A 16,212-nucleotide genomic window follows, 5' to 3' on the forward strand; every position below is an offset into this window, starting at 1 on the left:
CGCAGCGATTCCCTGTCTGATGCGAGAGGCGGCCGCGCGGTGGATACTGGCCGACGCCGGGAGCCGGGGAAGGGCGAGCACCCACACCTCCGGCCCCGGTCGGCGCTCATCGAGCGCTCGGTCGGCGATGGTGGATTCACGGCAGAGGGTGAGTATGTCCGAGGAGACGACCGCGCGAGACCGCAACTGGAACGAGCTGCTGCAGGAGTTGCGCGTCGCCCAGACGGGGTTGCAGATTCTGACCGCGTTCCTCGTGTCCCTGCCGTTCCAGCAACGCTTCAGCTCCCTCGAGCCGGGACAGGTTCGCATCTACCTCGCCGTCCTGGCCACGTCGGTGCTGGCCACGGTTCTCGTGCTCGCTCCGGTGAACTACCACCGCACACTGTTTCGCCAGCAGGAGAAGGAATGGCTGGTCATGGCGGGCAACCGGTGCGCCCGAGCCGGGCTGGTGCTGTCCGGGCTCGCCGCCGTCGGTGTGGTCTGGCTGATCTTCGATGTCGTCGTCGGTGACGGGGCCGGCATCGTTGCCGCAGTGGTCGGCCTGCTGGTCTATCTGGGCGTGTGGGGTGGCGTACCGCTGGTGAAGCAGCGTCGTGCGGCCACCGCACCGACGCCGGACCGGTCGCCCCGCGAACGCGCCGGGGACGGTCCTTCGTAGCCCTGCCTCGGCGTGGCCGGGACCGACCGTCACTCGGTACGCCGTTTCGCGCAAACGTCCGGGTACGAGCGTCGACCGGGTTCCCACTGGCGCATGCCCGGGGCCCCTGGTCGTGGGCGTCGGCCAACCGGGACCTGGCTGATGGCCGGCGCGGGGCGGTGCTCGGGGGAGTGGGCGCGGTGGTCGGAGCGCGCCGCCCCGGCTGAACGCCGGTCGGCGGCGCCTGGCCTGGTTCGCGGTCACCACGTTCTTCACGGGGCGGGGGAACCTCGGTCCGGCTCGTCAGCCACTGGCGACCCGGCCACTCATGCTGCCCATCCTGTCCGTCCTGCCAACGCCGTCTTGCTCGTCGCCGACGATGCCGTGGCGCAGGTCGCGCAGGATGCGGTTGATGAGCCGGGACACCTGCATCTGACTCACGCCGATGCTGTCGGCGATCTCCTGTTGCGTGCGTTGCTCGAAGAACCGCAACCGCAGGATCTTCTTGTCCCTCGGGTTCAGCCGGGCCACCACGGGGCGGAGGACGGTTCTTGCCTCAGCGGCGGCCAGCTCGTCCCTGGCCGACATCAGCCGGTCGCCCAGTGTCGGCCCGGCGGGGTCCGGGTCGTTGCCGAGAGGGCGGTCCAGCGAGGCGGGGGAGAAGCAGCCGTGCGCGGTCAGCGACTCGATGACGTCACCGAGGTCGGCGCCGAGGTACTCGGCGATCTCCCGGGGCCTTGGGGAGCGCCCCAGCCGGTTGCACAGATCCTCCTCCGCGCCGCGGATCCGCAGCTGGAGGTCCTGCAGGCGCCGGGGCGGCCGGACCGTCCAGCCGCGGTCGCGGAAGTGCCGCTTCAGCGTGCCGGTGATGCTCGGTACGGCGAACGCGAGGAAACCTTCGCCGTGGCTCACGTCGTAGCTGTGCACCACCTGGACCAGGGCGGTGCAGGCCACCTGTTCGAGGTCCTCGTCGGCGATGCCGCGGCCACGGAACCTCCTCGCCAGTGCACGGGCGAGGTCGAGGTGCATGCAGACGACCTCGTCGTACACCTGTCTTCGCAGCTGCTCCGAGGCCGGGTCGACGGCGAGTCGATGGTAGAGACGCGCGGTCTCGCGCTCCAGGGGATCGTCTGGCGGCGTGTCGTCCGCGTCGCTTCCGGCGGCGGTCCGGGGCTGGTCCATGGGCATCGTCCTCGAGGTCGTGCCGTGCCTGCCGAGGCCGCCGACGCGCCGCGGCGCGGTGCGCCTCCCCGTGTCCCGTGGCGGCCGCCTCCTACGCTAGAGGATGAATGCGCATTCGCAACTATTGCGACCCGAGAAGATTGGCCCGCGGTAACCGCGAGGACGGCTGAGGCGCACCAGCCGACAGCGCGAGGTGGGAAGACCCGGGGCACATGGCACCCGTAGGTCTTCCCACCTCGATGCTGCGAGCGGGCCCGGTTCTCAGCTCACGCGGAACTGCTCCGCGTCGGACTCCCTGAACGACAGGCCGTTGCCCGGGGCGTCGTCGGGGTGCAGTGCCCCCTCGCTCGCCGTTACCGGGCCGTCGAAGAACATCGACTCGATCCGGACGTGGTCGTGGAAGTACTCCACGTGCCGCAGGTGTGGCGTCGCGGCCGCTACCGCCAGGTGCAGGGCCGGGGCGCAGTGGCCCGAGACGGGCAGGTGGTGCGCGGCGGCGACGGCGGCGATCCGCAGCCACTCGGTGATGCCACCACACCGGCTGACGTCCACCTGCAGGCAGTCGACCGCGCCGGCGGCGCACATGCGCTCGAAGTACGTGAGGTCGTAGCCGTACTCACCCGCCGTCACGTCGGGCTCCACGTGGTCGCGTACCCACCGCAGCCCGTCGAGGTCGTCGGAGGTGACCGGCTCCTCGAACCAGGTGAGCCGCAGGTCCTCGGCCGCCGCCGCGAGGCGCGCGGCCTCCTTGGGTGCGTACGCGCCGTTGGCGTCGACGAAGAGTTCGACGTCGTCGCCGAGGGTCTGCCGGGCCAGGCGCATCCGGGCGAGGTCTCGGGCGGTGTTCGTCCCCCACGACTCGCCGATCTTGATCTTGGCGTACGAGACGCCGAGCTGCAGCCACTCCTCGCACTGTTGCACCAGTTGGCGGTCGTCGTACGTCGTGAAGCCGCCGCTGCCGTAGACAGGCACGGACGCACCGGCCCCGGCGCCGAGCAGTCGGTGCAGGGGGAGCCCCAGCACCCTCGCCCGCAGGTCCCACCACGCGGTGTCGACCGCGGCGATCGCCATCGACACCAGACCCGGACGGCCGGCGTTGCGCACCGCCGCCACCATCGCGTGGTAGCCGGCCTGAACATCCAGCAGGCTCCGGCCGCGTACGACGCCGGCGAGCTTCCCGCGGATGACGTCGGCGGCAGCCGATGGCCCGTATGTCCAGCCGACCCCGGTCTGCCCGCCACCGGTGACCCGGACCAGGACGAGTGTCGTCGAGTCCCAGGTCAGAGTCCCGTCGCCCTCGGGGGCGTCGGTAGGGATGGTGTAGGCACGGGTCTCGATCTCGGTCACGGGCGGGTCCGTCGCGGTCGCCATGCACCTCTCCTTTCCCAGGGGTACGCGACGTACCCACCGGGATGCGGTCCATGCACTGCTGGTGCCATCCGCGGAAGACGGGCAGGACGGGCGACTCACGGCATCCTTCCGGGCTCGACGGGTACGGAGCGACTCCTCGCACTTCCACAGATTCGGAGGGACCAATGCCACTCACCGCCGACTTCATACTCGAACGCCTGCGGGCGTGGGGCATCCACCGCATCTATGGCTACCCCGGCGACGGCATCAACGCGTTCCTCGGCGCGCTCGACCGGGCCGACGGTGACCCCGAGATCATCCAGCCCCGCCACGAGGAGATGGGCGCCTTCATGGCGACGGCCCACGCCAAGTTCACCGGCGGGATCGGCTGCTGCATGGCGACGTCCGGAGGTGGCACCATCCATCTGCTGAACGGCCTGTACGACGCGAAGCTCGACCACCAGCCGGTGGTGGCGATCATCGGCCAGCAGAAACGCATCGCGCTCGGGTCGGGCTACCAGCAGGAGATCGACCCGAACAGCCTCTACAAGGACGTCTCCGCGGACTTCCTGCAGACCTGCATGCACCCGGCACAGGCACGCCAACTGGTCGACCGGGCGTGCAAGGTCGCCCTGAACAACCGGACGGTCGCGACGATCATCGTTCCCGAAGACGTGGCCGAGGAGGAGGCGCAGCCCTCGCCCCCACGCCAGCACGGTGCTGTCTACACCAGCGTGGGCTGGACCAAGCCGCGCGTCATCCCGCCGGAGACCGAGATCAGGGTGGCCGCGGACATCCTCAACCAGGGGCAGAAGGTGGCCATGCTGGTGGGGCAGGGAGCCAGCGACTCCGCCGACGAGGTGGTCGAGGCAGCCGAACTCCTCGGCGCCGGGATCGCGAAGACCTCACTGGGCCGCGCGGTGCTGCCCGACGACCTGCCGTACTCCACCGGACCCATCGGCCTGCTGGGCTCGACCGCGAGCTACGAGATGATGCGGGACGCGGACACGCTGTTCATGATCGGCACCAGCTTCCCGTACGCCGAGTGGCTGCCCCAGGAAGGTCAGTGCAAGGGCGTCGAGATCGACCTGGACGGCAAGATGATCGGCGTACGTTACCCGATGGACTCCCACCTGGTCGGCGACGCGAAGAGCACGCTGAAGGAGCTCATCCCGCTGTTGCGGCGTAAGGAGGACCGCAGCTGGCGGAAGAAGATCGAGGGCGAGGTGGCCGAGTGGTGGAGGGTTCTCGACGACCGCGCCCACGACAAGGCCGACCCGCTGAACCCCGAGCTGGTGGTGCACGAACTCTCCGAGCGGCTGCCGGACGACACCATCGTCACCACCGACGCCGGTACGGCGGCGAACTGGTGGGCCCGCCACCTCAGGCTGCGCGAGGGAATGATGGCGTCGCTGGCCGGGAACCTCGCCACGATGGGCCCGGGCACGCCGTACGCCATCAGCGCGCGGTTCAGCTATCCCGACCGGCCGGTCATCGCGCTCATCGGTGACGGCGTCTTCCAGATGAACGGCATGGCGGAGCTGATCACGGTGAAGCGCTACCGCGACCGGATCGGCGACGCTCCGCTCGTCTTCTGCGTGTTCAACAACCAGGATCTCAACCAGGTGACCTGGGAACAGCGGGCAATGGCAGGTGACCCGAAGTTCGAGGGGACACAGCGGATCCCGGACGTGCCGTACGCCGAGTTCGCGAAGCTGCTCGGCTTCACCGGCGTCAGGTGCGACAGTCCCAAGCGCATCGGCGCGGCGTGGGACGAGGTGCTCTCCGCCGGAGGCCCGGCGGTCCTCGAGGTCGTGGTGGACCCGGAGATACCGCCGGTCCCGCCGCACTTCATGAAGATGCAGGCCAAGAAGGCGGCGCAGGCGCTGCGCAAGGGTGACCCGGAGGCTGTCGGAATCGCCGTCAAGGGCACCAAGCAGAAGGGCCACGAGTTCACCGAGTCCATCCGCCGGCACCTACTGCCGGGCGGGGTCCGATGATGCCGATCACGCGGAACCGGACGGTGTCGGTCCCGGCGCACCCCGATCCGCGGTTCGCGACCGGGATTGTCGGGGCCGACCAGGTGAACGTCGTGGGGTTGGAGCGGCACCTGCGCCGGCACGTCAAGGGTGAGGTGCGCTTCGACGACGGCACCCGGGCGATGTACGCCTCGGACGCCTCCAACTTCCGCCAGGTCCCGATCGGCGTGGTGGTCCCGCGTACGCTCGACGACGTGGTGGCGACGGCGGTGGCCTGCCACCGTTACGGCGCGCCGCTGCTGTCCAGGGGCGGTGGCACCAGCCTGTCGGGGGAGACGGTCAACACCGCGGTCGTCATCGACTTCTCCAAGTACCTCACCGGGATCGAGGAACTGGACGTCGACGGGCGTACGGTCGCTGCCCAGACCGGGGTGATCAACGAGCAGCTGAACAAGCACACCGGCAAGCAGGGGTTGATCTTCGGGCCCGACCCGTCGTCGCACTCCCGGTGCACGATCGGCGGCAACCTCGGCAACAACTCCTGCGGGATCCACTGATCTACGCCCAGCTTCGCGATCTGCGCGACCGCAACGCCGACGACATCCGAGCCGGCTACGTCCCGGTGGACAAGCTTCCCCGCCGGGTGTCCGGCTACAACCTCGACGAGCAGCGCCGGCTGAAACTGACGCCGGCGCTGCTGCATCGCACCATGGTGGTGGTGCAGTACGACGACCTGCCGGACGCTGCCGAGCAGCTGGGAGGACTCGGCCGTACTGCCGCTGCGGATCGCGGACTATGTCCGCGACCTGCGCGCACTGTATGCGAAGCACGGCCTGGTCGGTGCGATGTACGGCCACTTCGGTGAGGGCTGCATCCACTCCCGGATCAGCTTCGACCTGCGAACGGCCGTCGGGGTGCGCGACTACCGGGCCTTCATGGAGGAGGCAGCCGACCTGGTGACCTCCTACGGCGGGACACTGTCGGGTGAGCACGGCGACGGGCAGCAGCGGGCGGAGCTGCTCGAGCGCCAGTACGGCCCGACCCTCGTGCAGGCGACGCGGGAGTTCAAGCTCATCTGGGACCCGGACTGGAAGATGAACCCGGGCAAGGTCGTCGACCCGTACCGCCTGGACCGGAACCTCCGCCTGGGCACCAACTACAACCCCCCGCGGCCGGAGGTGGAGTTCGCCTACAGCGACGACGGCGGCGACTTCGCGCACGCGGCGCTGCGCTGCGTCGGCGTGGGCAAGTGCCGGGTGCCGGACGCGACCCAGACGATGTGCCCGAGCTACCGGGTCACCCGTGAGGAGAAGCACAGCACGCGCGGGCGGGCCCGGTTGCTGTTCGAGATGCTGCAGGGCGAGGTGGTCACCGACGGCTGGCAGTCGAAGGAGGTCGCCGAGGCGCTGGACCTCTGCCTTGCCTGCAAGGGATGTACGAACGACTGTCCGGTCAACGTCGACATCCCGACGTACAAGGCGGAGTTCCTGCACCACCACTACCGTTCGCTGCGGCGCTGGCGCCCGCGCTACGCGTACGCGTTCGGGTTCATCGACCAGGCGGCCCGGCTGGCCACCCGGGCACCGGAGCTGGTCAACCTGGCGACGCAGACGATCGGCGTACGCAGGTTGGTGAAACTCGCGGGTGGGATCGACCGCAAGCGGAGGTTGCCCAGGTTCGCCCCGCAGAGTCTGCAACGCTGGTACGCCGAACGCGGCGGCACCCGCAACCCGCACTGGCCGGCCGCAGCACTGTTCAAGGACGAGCTGCGCGGCATGCTGCCGCACGACGACGACGCGGCCCGGCTGGAGCAGAACTCCTACCACTTCGCGGAGTTCTTCGAGACGTTCGACGTGAAGGTACCCCGGCTCGACGGTGAGGCGTTGCTGTGGGGGCACTGCCACCACCGCGCCACCGGCGGCATCGATCCGGAGCAGAAGTTGCTGGAACGCATGGGAGTCAGCGCCGAGCCGCTCAGCGGAGGGTGCTGCGGACTTGCAGGTTCGTGGGGCTTCGAGAAGGGCAAGTACGACATCTCGATGCAGTGCGGCGAGGAGGCCCTGCTGCCGGCCGTGCGTGACGCGGACCCGCGCAAGCTCGTGGTGGCGAACGGCTTCTCCTGCAAGACCCAGATCGCCCAGGCCCGCACCGGCAGGAAGGCGCTGCACATCGCCGAAGTCATCGCGCTCGCCCGGGCGCGCGGCCGCAAGGGCGCCGACACCAAGCGGCCGGAGACGGGACCGGGCTGAGGTCGCTGCCGGGCAGTCGAGGGCTGCGGGTTGGCGAGGTGCTGGCTGGTGGGCAGATGCCCGGGCCGTTGCCGGCTCGTCGTGGCGCTCGGTGCATCCGAACCGTCGGCGGACAGGCCGGTGGCGATGAGGTACGCCAGGCCGGGCGTGATGCCGAACCGGGCGGCGACGTCCTCGTAGCTCACGCCCTCGTCCACCAGTCGTCGTACTTCGTCCCTGGTGGGCATGACTCCTCCTGGGCCCTTCCGCGGTCACGACGGCCCCCACCGCCTCGGCAGGAGTGGAGTAGTACCCAACGCCCGCTGCGGGAAACGGGGGAGCGCTGCCGGACCGGCCCGTCGCTCACCGTGCCCGGGTGGAGGAAGGAGGGTCGACCACGAGCTCACCCGGCGTGGACGGCATCCTGGCCTCGGCGGCGTTCCACCACTGAAGTAAGCACAGGACCGCGACCGTGCCCATGGGGAGTTCGGCGAACCCGCCGGCGATGCCGCCACCGAGGGTCTGGTCCCACTGGACCGAGGACCAGTGCGGCCGCACCTCGCTGATGAACGGTTCGCCGAAGATGTGATGGGCGAAGGCCACCGTGACGGCGAACAGGGCATGCATGGCGCCCACCGGCAGGATGGCGAGGAACCTCACCATCGGCGGGGGCCGGCGCGGGCCCGGGTCCGGACCGACGAGAATCCAGAAGAACAGGTAGCCGGTGATCAGGAAGTGGACCTGCATGCCGACGTGACCCGCGGTGCTCGACATCAGTACGGCGAAGAGCGGCGTGAAGTAGAGGCCGAACAGGCTGACGACGAACAGCACCACCGCCACCGGCATCGAGCTCAGCACGGCGAGCGCCCGGCTGTGCAGCACCCGCACCAGGCCGCGGCGGACACCGGCGAGGTTTCCTCTGGCCGGCAGAGCCCGCAGGGTCAGCGTCACCGGAGCGCCGAGCGCCAGCAGGATCGGCGTGTACATGTTCAGCATCATGTGCTGGGCCATGTGGGCGCTGAACAACACCATGGCGTAGCGGGCGAACCCGTTGCCGCACACCAGGTAGATCGTCACCAGCCCGGTGAGCCACAGCGCGGTGCGCCGTACCGGCCAGTGGTCACCACGACGGTGCAGGCGGTACACCGCGGCCAGATAGGCCACCGCGGCGACGGCGCACACGACCAGCCAGAGGGAGTGGTCCGGAGTGCCCAGCAGGACGTTGTGCCACGTCGGACGCGGGAGGTCGGCATGCGTCGTCAAGGTGCACTCCCACCGTCTGCGGACACTTCCGGCACAGGTGTACCCAGCCGGCGCCGGGTGATGCGCCAGGTAGCATCGGCACGCTGACGACCGCGACGAGGAAGGTTCCGCGCCCATGCGCTTCCGGCCGGTGACCCTCGGTCGTGCGGCCGGCGTCCTGACGGCGCTCGTCCTCACCGCGGCCGGTGTCGCAGGATGCGGCGGGGGAGCGGACACCTCCGGTCCGACGGGCCGTACGCCTGACAGCGGGAACGCTCCCGAGGCCGCGAGGACGGTGGCCACCGGCAACACGCTGGACCAGCCGCTGCCCGCGGCCGCCGCCACCACACCGCTGACCGACCAGACCGGCCGGCACCTGACCCTTGGATCGCTGCGGGGCAGGATCGTCGTCCTGGCGCCGCTGCTGACCATGTGCCAGGAAACCTGCCCGATGACCAGCCAGAACCTCCACCAGGCGGCGCAGGCCGCGCGGCGTTCGAATTCGTCGGGCAAGGTCGTTTTCGTGGAGCCGACGGTCGACCCTGCCCGCGACACCGTACGACGGATGCACGCCTACGCGAAGCTGTACGGCGCGCTGCCGAACTGGCTGCTGGTCACCGGAAACCCGGCGCGGATCACCGCGATGTGGAAGGCCCTCGGGGTGACCACCGAGAAGGTCCCGGTCGACGAGCCGGTGCGCGACTGGCTGACCGGCAAGAAGGTCGATCACCCCTACGACGTTCACCACCAGGACGTCGTCGTCATCGTCGGCCCGGACGGCCGGCTGCGGTGGATCACGGTCGGACGCCCCGACGCCCGCGGCACCAGGCTGCCCACCAGCATGCGGGAGTACCTCAACGACGAGGGCCGGGACAACCTCGCGCACCCGGCCGCCGGCGGCGCGAGTTCGTGGACCGCCCGCGACGTGGAGGAGGCGGTGGCCTACGTACGCGACCTGGCCGGCGACGGCTGAGTCCGCTCGCCCCTGCCACTGAGCCACGTCGCGACCAGCGTCGCGAGGCCGAGGACGGACACCAGGGCGAGGCCACCGATGGACAGGATGGTGAACAACCGGATCTGGTCGGCGGTGGGCTTCGGCAGGTAGCCCGTCTGCATGTAGCTGCTCGCCGAGAACCCGGTCAGGATGAGCGTCAGGGCGAGTGCGATCGAGTGCATGGAGTCCCACAGGGCGTGCAGGATCGCCACCCATATGTACGTGACGGGCAGCGCACCGCGGAGGTAGCGGACCCGACCGGTGCGGGCCGCGTGGAAGAGCACTCCGCCGAGGATCGCGGTCCACAGCCCGTGCCCGACCGGGGCCAGGACGCCTCGCAGGAGTTCGGTCTGGACGAGTGCCGGCAGGGAGAGCCCCTGCTCGGTGATCATCGCGTTGAAGGCGTACCCCGCGCTCTCGAACGCCGCGAACCCGAAGCCCACCGCCGCGCCCAGCACGACGCCGTCCCTGGTGTGCCGGCGGGCCATGTGGCGGGTGACGAAGACCAGCGCCGCGAGCTTGGCGCCCTCCTCGATCAGCCCGACCCCGAGGAACAGCAGGGGTGAGGGGTGAAGGACGTACGACTCCAGAAGCGACGCGCCGAACACGCCCAGCAGCCCGCCGAGGACGAACGCCGTGACTACCAGCTCGGTGGTCACGTCCTCGTCCCGCCAGCGTTCGAACGCCCACGCGACGAACGACACCGGAATCAGGAAGCTGCCGAGCAGCACCACCGTCGGCACGAGGTTCGCGTTGGAGGTGAGCAGGGTCACGGCGACGGCGATCAGCCACAGCAGGAGACCGGTGAGGAAGATCCGCAGGTAGAGCCGGCGGGGCCGGCTACGCGTGCGCACGCTTGTCGAGACCATGAGCCCTCCAACGGCGTCCTCGGTTCGGCTGGTGATGCCCCACTCCGGGATCATGAAACGGTACGCCGGCGTCCGCAGCGACCTGCGCCTGCTACCGCAGACGGGGCGACTGGTTTCGTCACTGTCGGTATGGGTACAGCGCACCGGTGACTACGAGAGACGACGGCCCGGGGCACCCTGGTCCACCCGTCAACGTGATGTTGCGGCCGATCGCGACCCCCTTCCGGCCGGCTTGCTGGCCCTCGCGGTGGCGAGCATTCTGCTGGCCGCCCTCGAACTCGGGTGGATCCCGCCGACCGAGGGACATGCGGTGGCGTTCGGCCTGCTCCTGCTCGTGGTGTCGCTGCAGTTCGTCGGCTCCGTGGTCGCCTACCTCGCACGGGACCCGGTGGCCTCCACCGCGCTCGGCGTACTGGCCGGTACGTGGGCCGCTGTCGCCCTGAGCAAGCTCACCAGCCCGCCGGGCGCGACGAGCGCCGGCCTCGGCGTCCTGCTGGTGGGTGCCTGCGTGCTGTTGTGGGTCCCCGCCCTCGTCGGATTGCCGGACAAGGTCCTGCCCTGCATCGTCTTCGTGCTCGCCGGTCTGCGGTTCCTGCTCACCGGGATCTACCAGCTGACCTCCGCACCCGCGTGGGAGACCGTCACCGGCATCGTCGGCCTGGTGGTGTGCGCCTGCGCTCTGTACTGCGCGTTCGCCGCCCTCTACCAGGACGCGCGGGGGCAGCGCGGCGTACCTCCGCTGATGCGCCGCGGAGGCGCCCGTACGTCCGAGGCCGCGGCGTTCGGCGTCGACGCCGAGCACGTCGCGAGCGAGCCAGGCGTACGCGGGCAGTTGTGAGAACGATCAGCTCTGCGGACGGTCGGCTGCCCGGGTCGGTGCTCCTGCGCCACGACCCGGTCGATCCGCGCGGTCAGCGTGTCGGCGAAGTCCTCCGCACGGGCCAGCTGTACGCGTAGTTCGGTGACGCGTTCCTGGCTCGCGGTCTGGTGACTGGACGACACGATGCTGGGCGGCGGATCGCTGCCGTCCCGTTCGCCTACGCGCGGACGACGAACACGCGGTCGACGTAGACGTAGGCGACGTCGGACGAGTTCGGCGGCGCGATCCAGACGTACCTCGGATTGGCGGCGTCGTACTGGTAGACGCCTGGCAGTTCGAGCTCGTGATACTTGCCGTCCGCCACCTCCGAAACCTTGATGGCCCGTTCGTTTCCGAACGGTGGGTACACCCCCGCCACCATCGCGGCCGCGTCGGGAGCGGCCGATCCGGTGTCGGCGCGAACGGTGACGTACACCTTCCAGGAGCCGGTGGTCGGTAGGGAGTCGAGCGGGAGCTGGACACCCCAGTCCGGCCGGTTGCCCGGCATCTGCACGGTGTAGCCGTTGGAGGCGGCGGTGTCGTCGAGGATGGTGGTGACCGGCGCGTACAGCCGCAGTGCCGGCTCCTGGTAGTCGGCCCAGTCCTCAGGAGGAAGACCCGCGACGGTTGCCGGCGGGGTCGCCGGCGCGGTGGCGATTCGCAGCTGGCGCAGCAGGTCCTCCGGGGTGCCGCCGCCTTCGCTGATCCTGGTGAGCCCGGCGGCGCGGATCTCCTCCTCGAGGCGGTCGAGACGGTTCCGGGTGTCCGGGTCCCAGTCGATGCCGCGATCGCGGGCGGTTCGCTGGAAGTCCGACGCACGCAGCAGGATCACGTAGTCGACGCCGAGGCGTACGGCCTGCACGTGCTTGCGCAGGTCGGCGCTGTCCCTCACCGCCGCCTCTGCCTGGGCCATCAGGTCGTCGGCGGCCACCATCGTGTCGAAGTTGAGGTACGGCGAGGCCGGTGACGCGCTGACGGTGAGACGGGTGCCGGTGTCCTCGACCGACTGGCGGAGCAGCCGCATGTAGCGGTACACATGCGTCGCTGCCGGGCCGTAGTAGCCGTCCAGGAACTCGCCGATCAGCTTGTCCGCGTCCTGGTGCGGATCCCAGAGCAGCCGTCCCAGCACCCAGGTGCGCAGGTGGACGAACTCGCTCCCGACCGCGTTGTAGGCGTGCTCGCCGAAGTAGCCCCGGATCTGCGGATGGTCGGCCATCACCCGGATTCCGTCGGCCATCGCCCAGTAGTCGGGGAACGGCTGGATGTACGACGCGAAGTCGATGAGGTAGTCCCACACGACGATGTTGTTCGCGAGCCCGCACCAGGTCAGCATCTGCCGGCCGATCTCGGCGTTGTCGTCGGCGAACAGCGAGTCCGCGAAGTTCGCCTGGATCGGCGCGACAGTGAGCACCACGGCGTCGTCGACCCTGATGCCGGTCGGGGGAGCGAAGCTGAACCAGTACGCCTGCGTGCTGATGCGCGCCTGCGGGATCTTCTTCCGTACGCGGGTCACGACGTCGTTGGCCAGATCCACCACGGCGGCCGACAGTGCGCCGCCGTGCTGGTCGACGAAGGCCTTGCTGGCGGGGTCGGGCTGCCAGTCCGCGTCCTGCTGGTCGAAGCCGCTGGAGGGGTCGAGTCCGTCGGCGATGCGCTTGCGGATCGTGGCGACAAGGTTGTCCGCCGCCATCTGGCGGGTACGTTCGTCCATGGCCAGGATCTGCCCGCCGGCCCACAGTGTCTGGTCCGGAACCATCGCCCGCCACGTTCCGCCGAAGGGCTTTGCCGGCCAGTACGTCGACCAGGTGTCCAGCGCAGCGGGGATGTCATCGTCGTCCCAACCGCGGTTGCCGTTCAGCAGGTTGTGGTGCCGGTATGCGGGGTCCGCGGCGTCACCTGCGTACATCTGGCGATACGCGAACCGCGGCACCTGGTCGCCGTTCAGCCGTGCGATGGGGACATCCAGCGTCCGGACACGGGGAACGATCGTGAAGTCGGCTGAGAACCACCGCACCCCGAGGAGACGGTCGAGGATCCAGTAGACCCCGTAGAGCGTTCCGCGGGGATTGGCGCCGGCGACCAGAACGGTCCGCCCGCGCGTACGCAGGGCGAACCCGTCCTCGCCGAGACCTGTCGGGTCGGGGTTCCCGAAACGACGTAGGAGAGGGTTCTTCCGCCCGACGACCAGAACCTCCGCGTTGGCGGGCGGATCGTCGGCCACGACGACCGGAAACGTCGCCGAGGTGATGGCCTTCAGGTAGTGGGCCAGCTCGTCGGCCGCGTGCCGGGTCGTGGAGTCCTCGCCTGCCCCGCAGTAGATCTGGTAAGGCGTGTGACCGTTGTCCGCGAGCCGGATCCGTCTGTCTGCCGCCGAGGCGGGGGCTGCCCAGGCGAGTCCGGACGCGCCGACGAGAGCGGCACCGGCGACTGCCCCTCCGGTCGCGACGACGCTCCTGCGGGTGGGTCGAGGCTCACGCGTATCACCGTTGCCGCTCATGGATGTCTCCAGCGATCGTGCCGAGTGAAACCGGTGGTGGAACCAGTAAGAACCCTGCTGGTGCTGGTGATTCGGGCGACTCTGAACGCGGCCCACAAGCTAGGGCGGACATCGCGGAGTGTCAAGGAAACGTCACACTCGTGGATGTGTCCATTCGAGGCCAAAGCTTCGGCTGATCCACTTCGACGTCCGGGAGCACTTTACTGTCGAGCGAGGGCTGATTGGAGGAAGGTCACGATGAACTCGCCCGACCCAGGGGCGTCGAGGCTCGTGGGGATCCAGGTCAGCAACTCGCGTTCGCCGACCGGATTCGCGCCATCCTTGCCGAGGCGATCCCAGGCTCCACCGCCGAGTTGCGCGGGTCACTCGCGGCCGGCGACGCCGACGTCTACAGCGACATCGATCTTGGCTGGGTGGTGCCGGACGAGCAGTTCGGTGAGGCGCTCGGTTGCGTGTCCACAGCGCTGGCGTCCGTCGCTCCCCTTGTGTCGTTCCGGTCTGATCCGGACAACCAGCGCTCGCCCTACCTGCGGCGACTGTTCGTCCGCTTCGCCGGCCTGCCGCTGTTGTGGCGCCTGGATCTGGAAGTGTGGGCGGCGTCGGTCGCGTGCGACCCTGCGGCAGGTGACGATCCGTCCGCGCGGGGCGACGAGTGGTGTCCGTACGAGAGCGCGCTGATGAACGCGTTGGGCGCGATCAAGCAGGTTCTCCGCGGCCGGCCGGAGGTCGCGCAGGACGGCCTGACCCGTGGATTCCACCGGGTGGGCGCTGATCCCCGTCTCGATCTCTCGCCGCGGGATCGAGTGATCGAGCTGGCCGACCTGGTCGCGGCGGCTCGCCCGCACCTGCGTACCTTCGCCAGCGACATCACCACGGCTGCTGTTCAGGAGCTGAGGTGACAGCACGGGCAGTGAGGAGTTCGAGGCGAGCACCTGCGGTCGCGTATCTGCACGGCGGAGGCTGGCGTGATGGGCATCGGTCGCACGGCCTCTATCCATGGCACAGTCCACTTCTTGCCGTGCACGGCTTCGTCGTCGCCAACGTGAGCTACCGGTGAGTGGCCAGGCGCCGTTCCCTGCGCAGATTCACGACGTCAAGGCTGCGATCCGATGGCTTCGCGCGAACGCATCCGACTACGGCGTCGATCCGGATCGGATCGGGGTCTGGGGCGACTCCGCCGGTGGGCAGCTTGCGGCGTTGGCCGCGACCACGGCTGAGCGAGAGGACCTGGAAGGTGAGTGTGGCTCACCTGGATGGTCGAGCGCCGTTCAGGCGGCGGTCGTGCGCTGTGCCCCGAGCAACTTCCTCACATTGCCGCATGAAGACTGGCAGGAGGAAGTGCTGGACGCGCTCTTCGGCGGGCCGTCTACGAAGACCGCCGAACTGCGTCGGTTGGTGGAGAGGTCAGGATGATCGACAGTGGGAGCAGCAAGCACCACCGCACTTCCTCGGCAGCCGTCGCCAAGCGGGTCCTGGCCCTGACCTGCCTCAGGTCGCGTCCCACAGACGGCGGTAGTAGCTGATTCGGTCGCCGTCGCGCTCGATGCCGTACGCGTCCAGCAGTTCGTCCTCGTACGCGGGGGAGTAGTTCCAGGGCAGGCTGTAGGTGGCGACGGCGAGATCGGCCCAACGGTCGGCGACGCCGAGGCTGCCCAGGTCGACGTGGCCGGCACAGTTGCCGTCGGGACCGATCAAGGTGTTGGGGACACACGGGTCGCCATGGCAGACGACCAGGTGGTCCTCCTCGGGCACGACGTCGAGCAACGCCATGTCGTCCGGATTCCTGATCCGGGTGGAGCGGTCGCGGATCCGCCACGACCACGGACACTCCGACACCGGAAGCCGCTCATGGAACATCCGAAGCCCGGTTCCGATGGCACGGGCGGCACGCCGCGGGTCGGCCTTCCAACGCGGCGCGACCGCCGGCATGGCTGGAATCCCCAGCGTGTGCAGCCAAGCTGAGTGATCGGTGTCCCGTCCGAGGCCCAGTACCTCCGGCACGACGGTGTAGCGACCAGCCCAGGCGAGCTTCCTTGCCTCTTGTTCGAGGTCGATCTCGGGGTGGTCCGGTGCCCACTTGACGTACTCCGTGTGGCCGGAACGGTCCAGGCGGTACGTCCTGCCGCCGAGGTCGTTACGCCAGACCAGCCGAATCGGGTCACCCGCGGCGATCGTTGCCACCACCGGCGGCACCTCCACGATGTCGACGCCGTGATCAGGATCCGTGGAGGGATGGGCAGGACTCTCGGAGTCGGGAACGCGAGGTGCGGTCACCGCCGGAGAGTACCGACACCGTCGGGTGACAGGAACGTCAGCCATGGCACAGTCTCTCAGCAGCCGGCGGGGTGTGCATCAGCTCGGACCGGCTAGAGTCG

The 16,212-nt window shown here is 69.4% G+C and carries 14 protein-coding genes; 8 read left to right on the forward strand and 6 right to left on the reverse strand.

Features of this window, described 5'->3' with window-relative positions; translation table 11 throughout:
* The first annotated feature begins 154 nt into the window (after positions 1-154).
* Positions 155-658, forward strand: coding sequence for a DUF6328 family protein (locus BLU27_RS15985; protein ID WP_092654496.1), 504 nt, complete (start codon positions 155-157; stop codon positions 656-658).
* Between the two features lie 282 nt (positions 659-940).
* Here BLU27_RS15985 and BLU27_RS15990 read toward each other — a convergent pair whose 3' ends face one another.
* Together BLU27_RS15990 and BLU27_RS15995 are read right to left on the reverse strand one after the other, a co-directional pair.
* Entirely contained in the window at positions 941-1,819 is an 879-nt protein-coding gene (locus tag BLU27_RS15990; protein ID WP_092654497.1) for a sigma-70 family RNA polymerase sigma factor, read from the reverse strand.
* A gap of 261 nt (positions 1,820-2,080) precedes the next feature.
* Positions 2,081-3,190, reverse strand: a complete 1,110-nt coding sequence (locus BLU27_RS15995; RefSeq protein WP_092654498.1) for an enolase C-terminal domain-like protein — start codon at positions 3,188-3,190, stop codon at positions 2,081-2,083.
* A 164-nt stretch (positions 3,191-3,354) separates the two neighbouring features.
* On the opposite strand from BLU27_RS15995, the gene BLU27_RS16000 reads away from it, so the two are divergent.
* From BLU27_RS16000 to BLU27_RS29945, 3 genes are all read left to right on the forward strand, one after another.
* Positions 3,355-5,169 carry a thiamine pyrophosphate-requiring protein gene (locus BLU27_RS16000; RefSeq protein ID WP_092654499.1) on the forward strand — a complete coding sequence of 605 codons (1,815 nt, stop codon included), beginning with the start codon at positions 3,355-3,357 and terminating at the stop codon, positions 5,167-5,169.
* Positions 5,169-5,705: an FAD-binding oxidoreductase gene (locus BLU27_RS29940; protein ID WP_197681450.1), complete on the forward strand. Its 537-nt coding sequence runs from the start codon at positions 5,169-5,171 to the stop codon at positions 5,703-5,705. Before BLU27_RS16000 ends, BLU27_RS29940 begins: the two co-directional genes overlap by 1 nt.
* A gap of 186 nt (positions 5,706-5,891) precedes the next feature.
* Positions 5,892-7,397, forward strand: a complete 1,506-nt coding sequence (locus BLU27_RS29945) for an FAD-binding and (Fe-S)-binding domain-containing protein (RefSeq protein ID WP_277869310.1) — start codon at positions 5,892-5,894, stop codon at positions 7,395-7,397.
* 342 nt (positions 7,398-7,739) lie between these two features.
* On the opposite strand, the gene BLU27_RS29110 is transcribed toward BLU27_RS29945, so the two are convergent.
* On the reverse strand, positions 7,740-8,639 hold the full coding sequence (locus BLU27_RS29110) for a cytochrome c oxidase assembly protein (RefSeq protein ID WP_157728571.1): 900 nt from the start codon (positions 8,637-8,639) through the stop codon (positions 7,740-7,742).
* Positions 8,640-8,754: 115 nt separating this feature from the next.
* On the opposite strand from BLU27_RS29110, the gene BLU27_RS16015 reads away from it, so the two are divergent.
* On the forward strand, positions 8,755-9,591 hold the full coding sequence (locus BLU27_RS16015) for an SCO family protein (RefSeq protein WP_092657777.1): 837 nt from the start codon (positions 8,755-8,757) through the stop codon (positions 9,589-9,591).
* Here the strand turns inward: BLU27_RS16015 and BLU27_RS16020 are convergent.
* Positions 9,561-10,481 carry a PrsW family intramembrane metalloprotease gene (locus BLU27_RS16020; protein WP_092657779.1) on the reverse strand — a complete coding sequence of 307 codons (921 nt, stop codon included), beginning with the start codon at positions 10,479-10,481 and terminating at the stop codon, positions 9,561-9,563. The two genes, BLU27_RS16015 and BLU27_RS16020, sit on opposite strands and share 31 nt — an antisense overlap.
* Between BLU27_RS16020 and BLU27_RS16025 the strand changes: the two genes are divergently transcribed.
* Positions 10,480-11,319, forward strand: coding sequence for a GPR1/FUN34/YaaH family transporter (locus BLU27_RS16025; protein WP_157728572.1), 840 nt, complete (start codon positions 10,480-10,482; stop codon positions 11,317-11,319). The two genes, BLU27_RS16020 and BLU27_RS16025, sit on opposite strands and share 2 nt — an antisense overlap.
* Positions 11,320-11,518: 199 nt before the next feature.
* Here the strand turns inward: BLU27_RS16025 and BLU27_RS16030 are convergent, their stop codons facing one another.
* A complete protein-coding gene (locus tag BLU27_RS16030) occupies positions 11,519-13,837 on the reverse strand; it encodes a DUF4838 domain-containing protein (RefSeq protein WP_092654502.1) in 2,319 nt (772 codons plus the stop codon).
* Positions 13,838-14,058: 221 nt separating this feature from the next.
* Here BLU27_RS16030 and BLU27_RS16035 point away from each other — a divergent pair, with 221 nt between their 5' ends.
* Positions 14,059-14,736, forward strand: coding sequence for a hypothetical protein (locus tag BLU27_RS16035; RefSeq protein WP_092654503.1), 678 nt, complete (start codon positions 14,059-14,061; stop codon positions 14,734-14,736).
* Positions 14,737-14,890: 154 nt separating this feature from the next.
* Positions 14,891-15,250, forward strand: a complete 360-nt coding sequence (locus BLU27_RS16040) for an alpha/beta hydrolase (protein ID WP_197681452.1) — start codon at positions 14,891-14,893, stop codon at positions 15,248-15,250.
* A gap of 75 nt (positions 15,251-15,325) precedes the next feature.
* Here BLU27_RS16040 and BLU27_RS16045 read toward each other — a convergent pair whose 3' ends face one another.
* Complete coding sequence (locus BLU27_RS16045) at positions 15,326-16,111, reverse strand: aminoglycoside 3'-phosphotransferase (RefSeq protein ID WP_197681453.1); 786 nt, start codon at positions 16,109-16,111, stop codon at positions 15,326-15,328.
* Between the last annotated feature and the right edge of the window lie 101 nt (positions 16,112-16,212).

It is taken from the genome of Actinopolymorpha singaporensis (genome assembly GCF_900104745.1).
Lineage (GTDB): Bacteria > Actinomycetota > Actinomycetes > Propionibacteriales > Actinopolymorphaceae > Actinopolymorpha > Actinopolymorpha singaporensis.

Coding starts and splice junctions, on each gene's coding strand:
- BLU27_RS15985 (WP_092654496.1), top strand. CDS start 155: ATGTCCGAGGAGACGACCGCGCGAGACCGCAACTGGAACGAGCTGCTG.
- BLU27_RS15990 (WP_092654497.1), bottom strand. CDS start 1,819: ATGGACCAGCCCCGGACCGCCGCCGGAAGCGACGCGGACGACACGCCG.
- BLU27_RS15995 (WP_092654498.1), bottom strand. CDS start 3,190: ATGGCGACCGCGACGGACCCGCCCGTGACCGAGATCGAGACCCGTGCC.
- BLU27_RS16000 (WP_092654499.1), top strand. CDS start 3,355: ATGCCACTCACCGCCGACTTCATACTCGAACGCCTGCGGGCGTGGGGC.
- BLU27_RS29940 (WP_197681450.1), top strand. CDS start 5,169: ATGCCGATCACGCGGAACCGGACGGTGTCGGTCCCGGCGCACCCCGAT.
- BLU27_RS16015 (WP_092657777.1), top strand. CDS start 8,755: ATGCGCTTCCGGCCGGTGACCCTCGGTCGTGCGGCCGGCGTCCTGACG.
- BLU27_RS16025 (WP_157728572.1), top strand. CDS start 10,480: ATGAGCCCTCCAACGGCGTCCTCGGTTCGGCTGGTGATGCCCCACTCC.
- BLU27_RS16020 (WP_092657779.1), bottom strand. CDS start 10,481: ATGGTCTCGACAAGCGTGCGCACGCGTAGCCGGCCCCGCCGGCTCTAC.
- BLU27_RS16030 (WP_092654502.1), bottom strand. CDS start 13,837: ATGAGCGGCAACGGTGATACGCGTGAGCCTCGACCCACCCGCAGGAGC.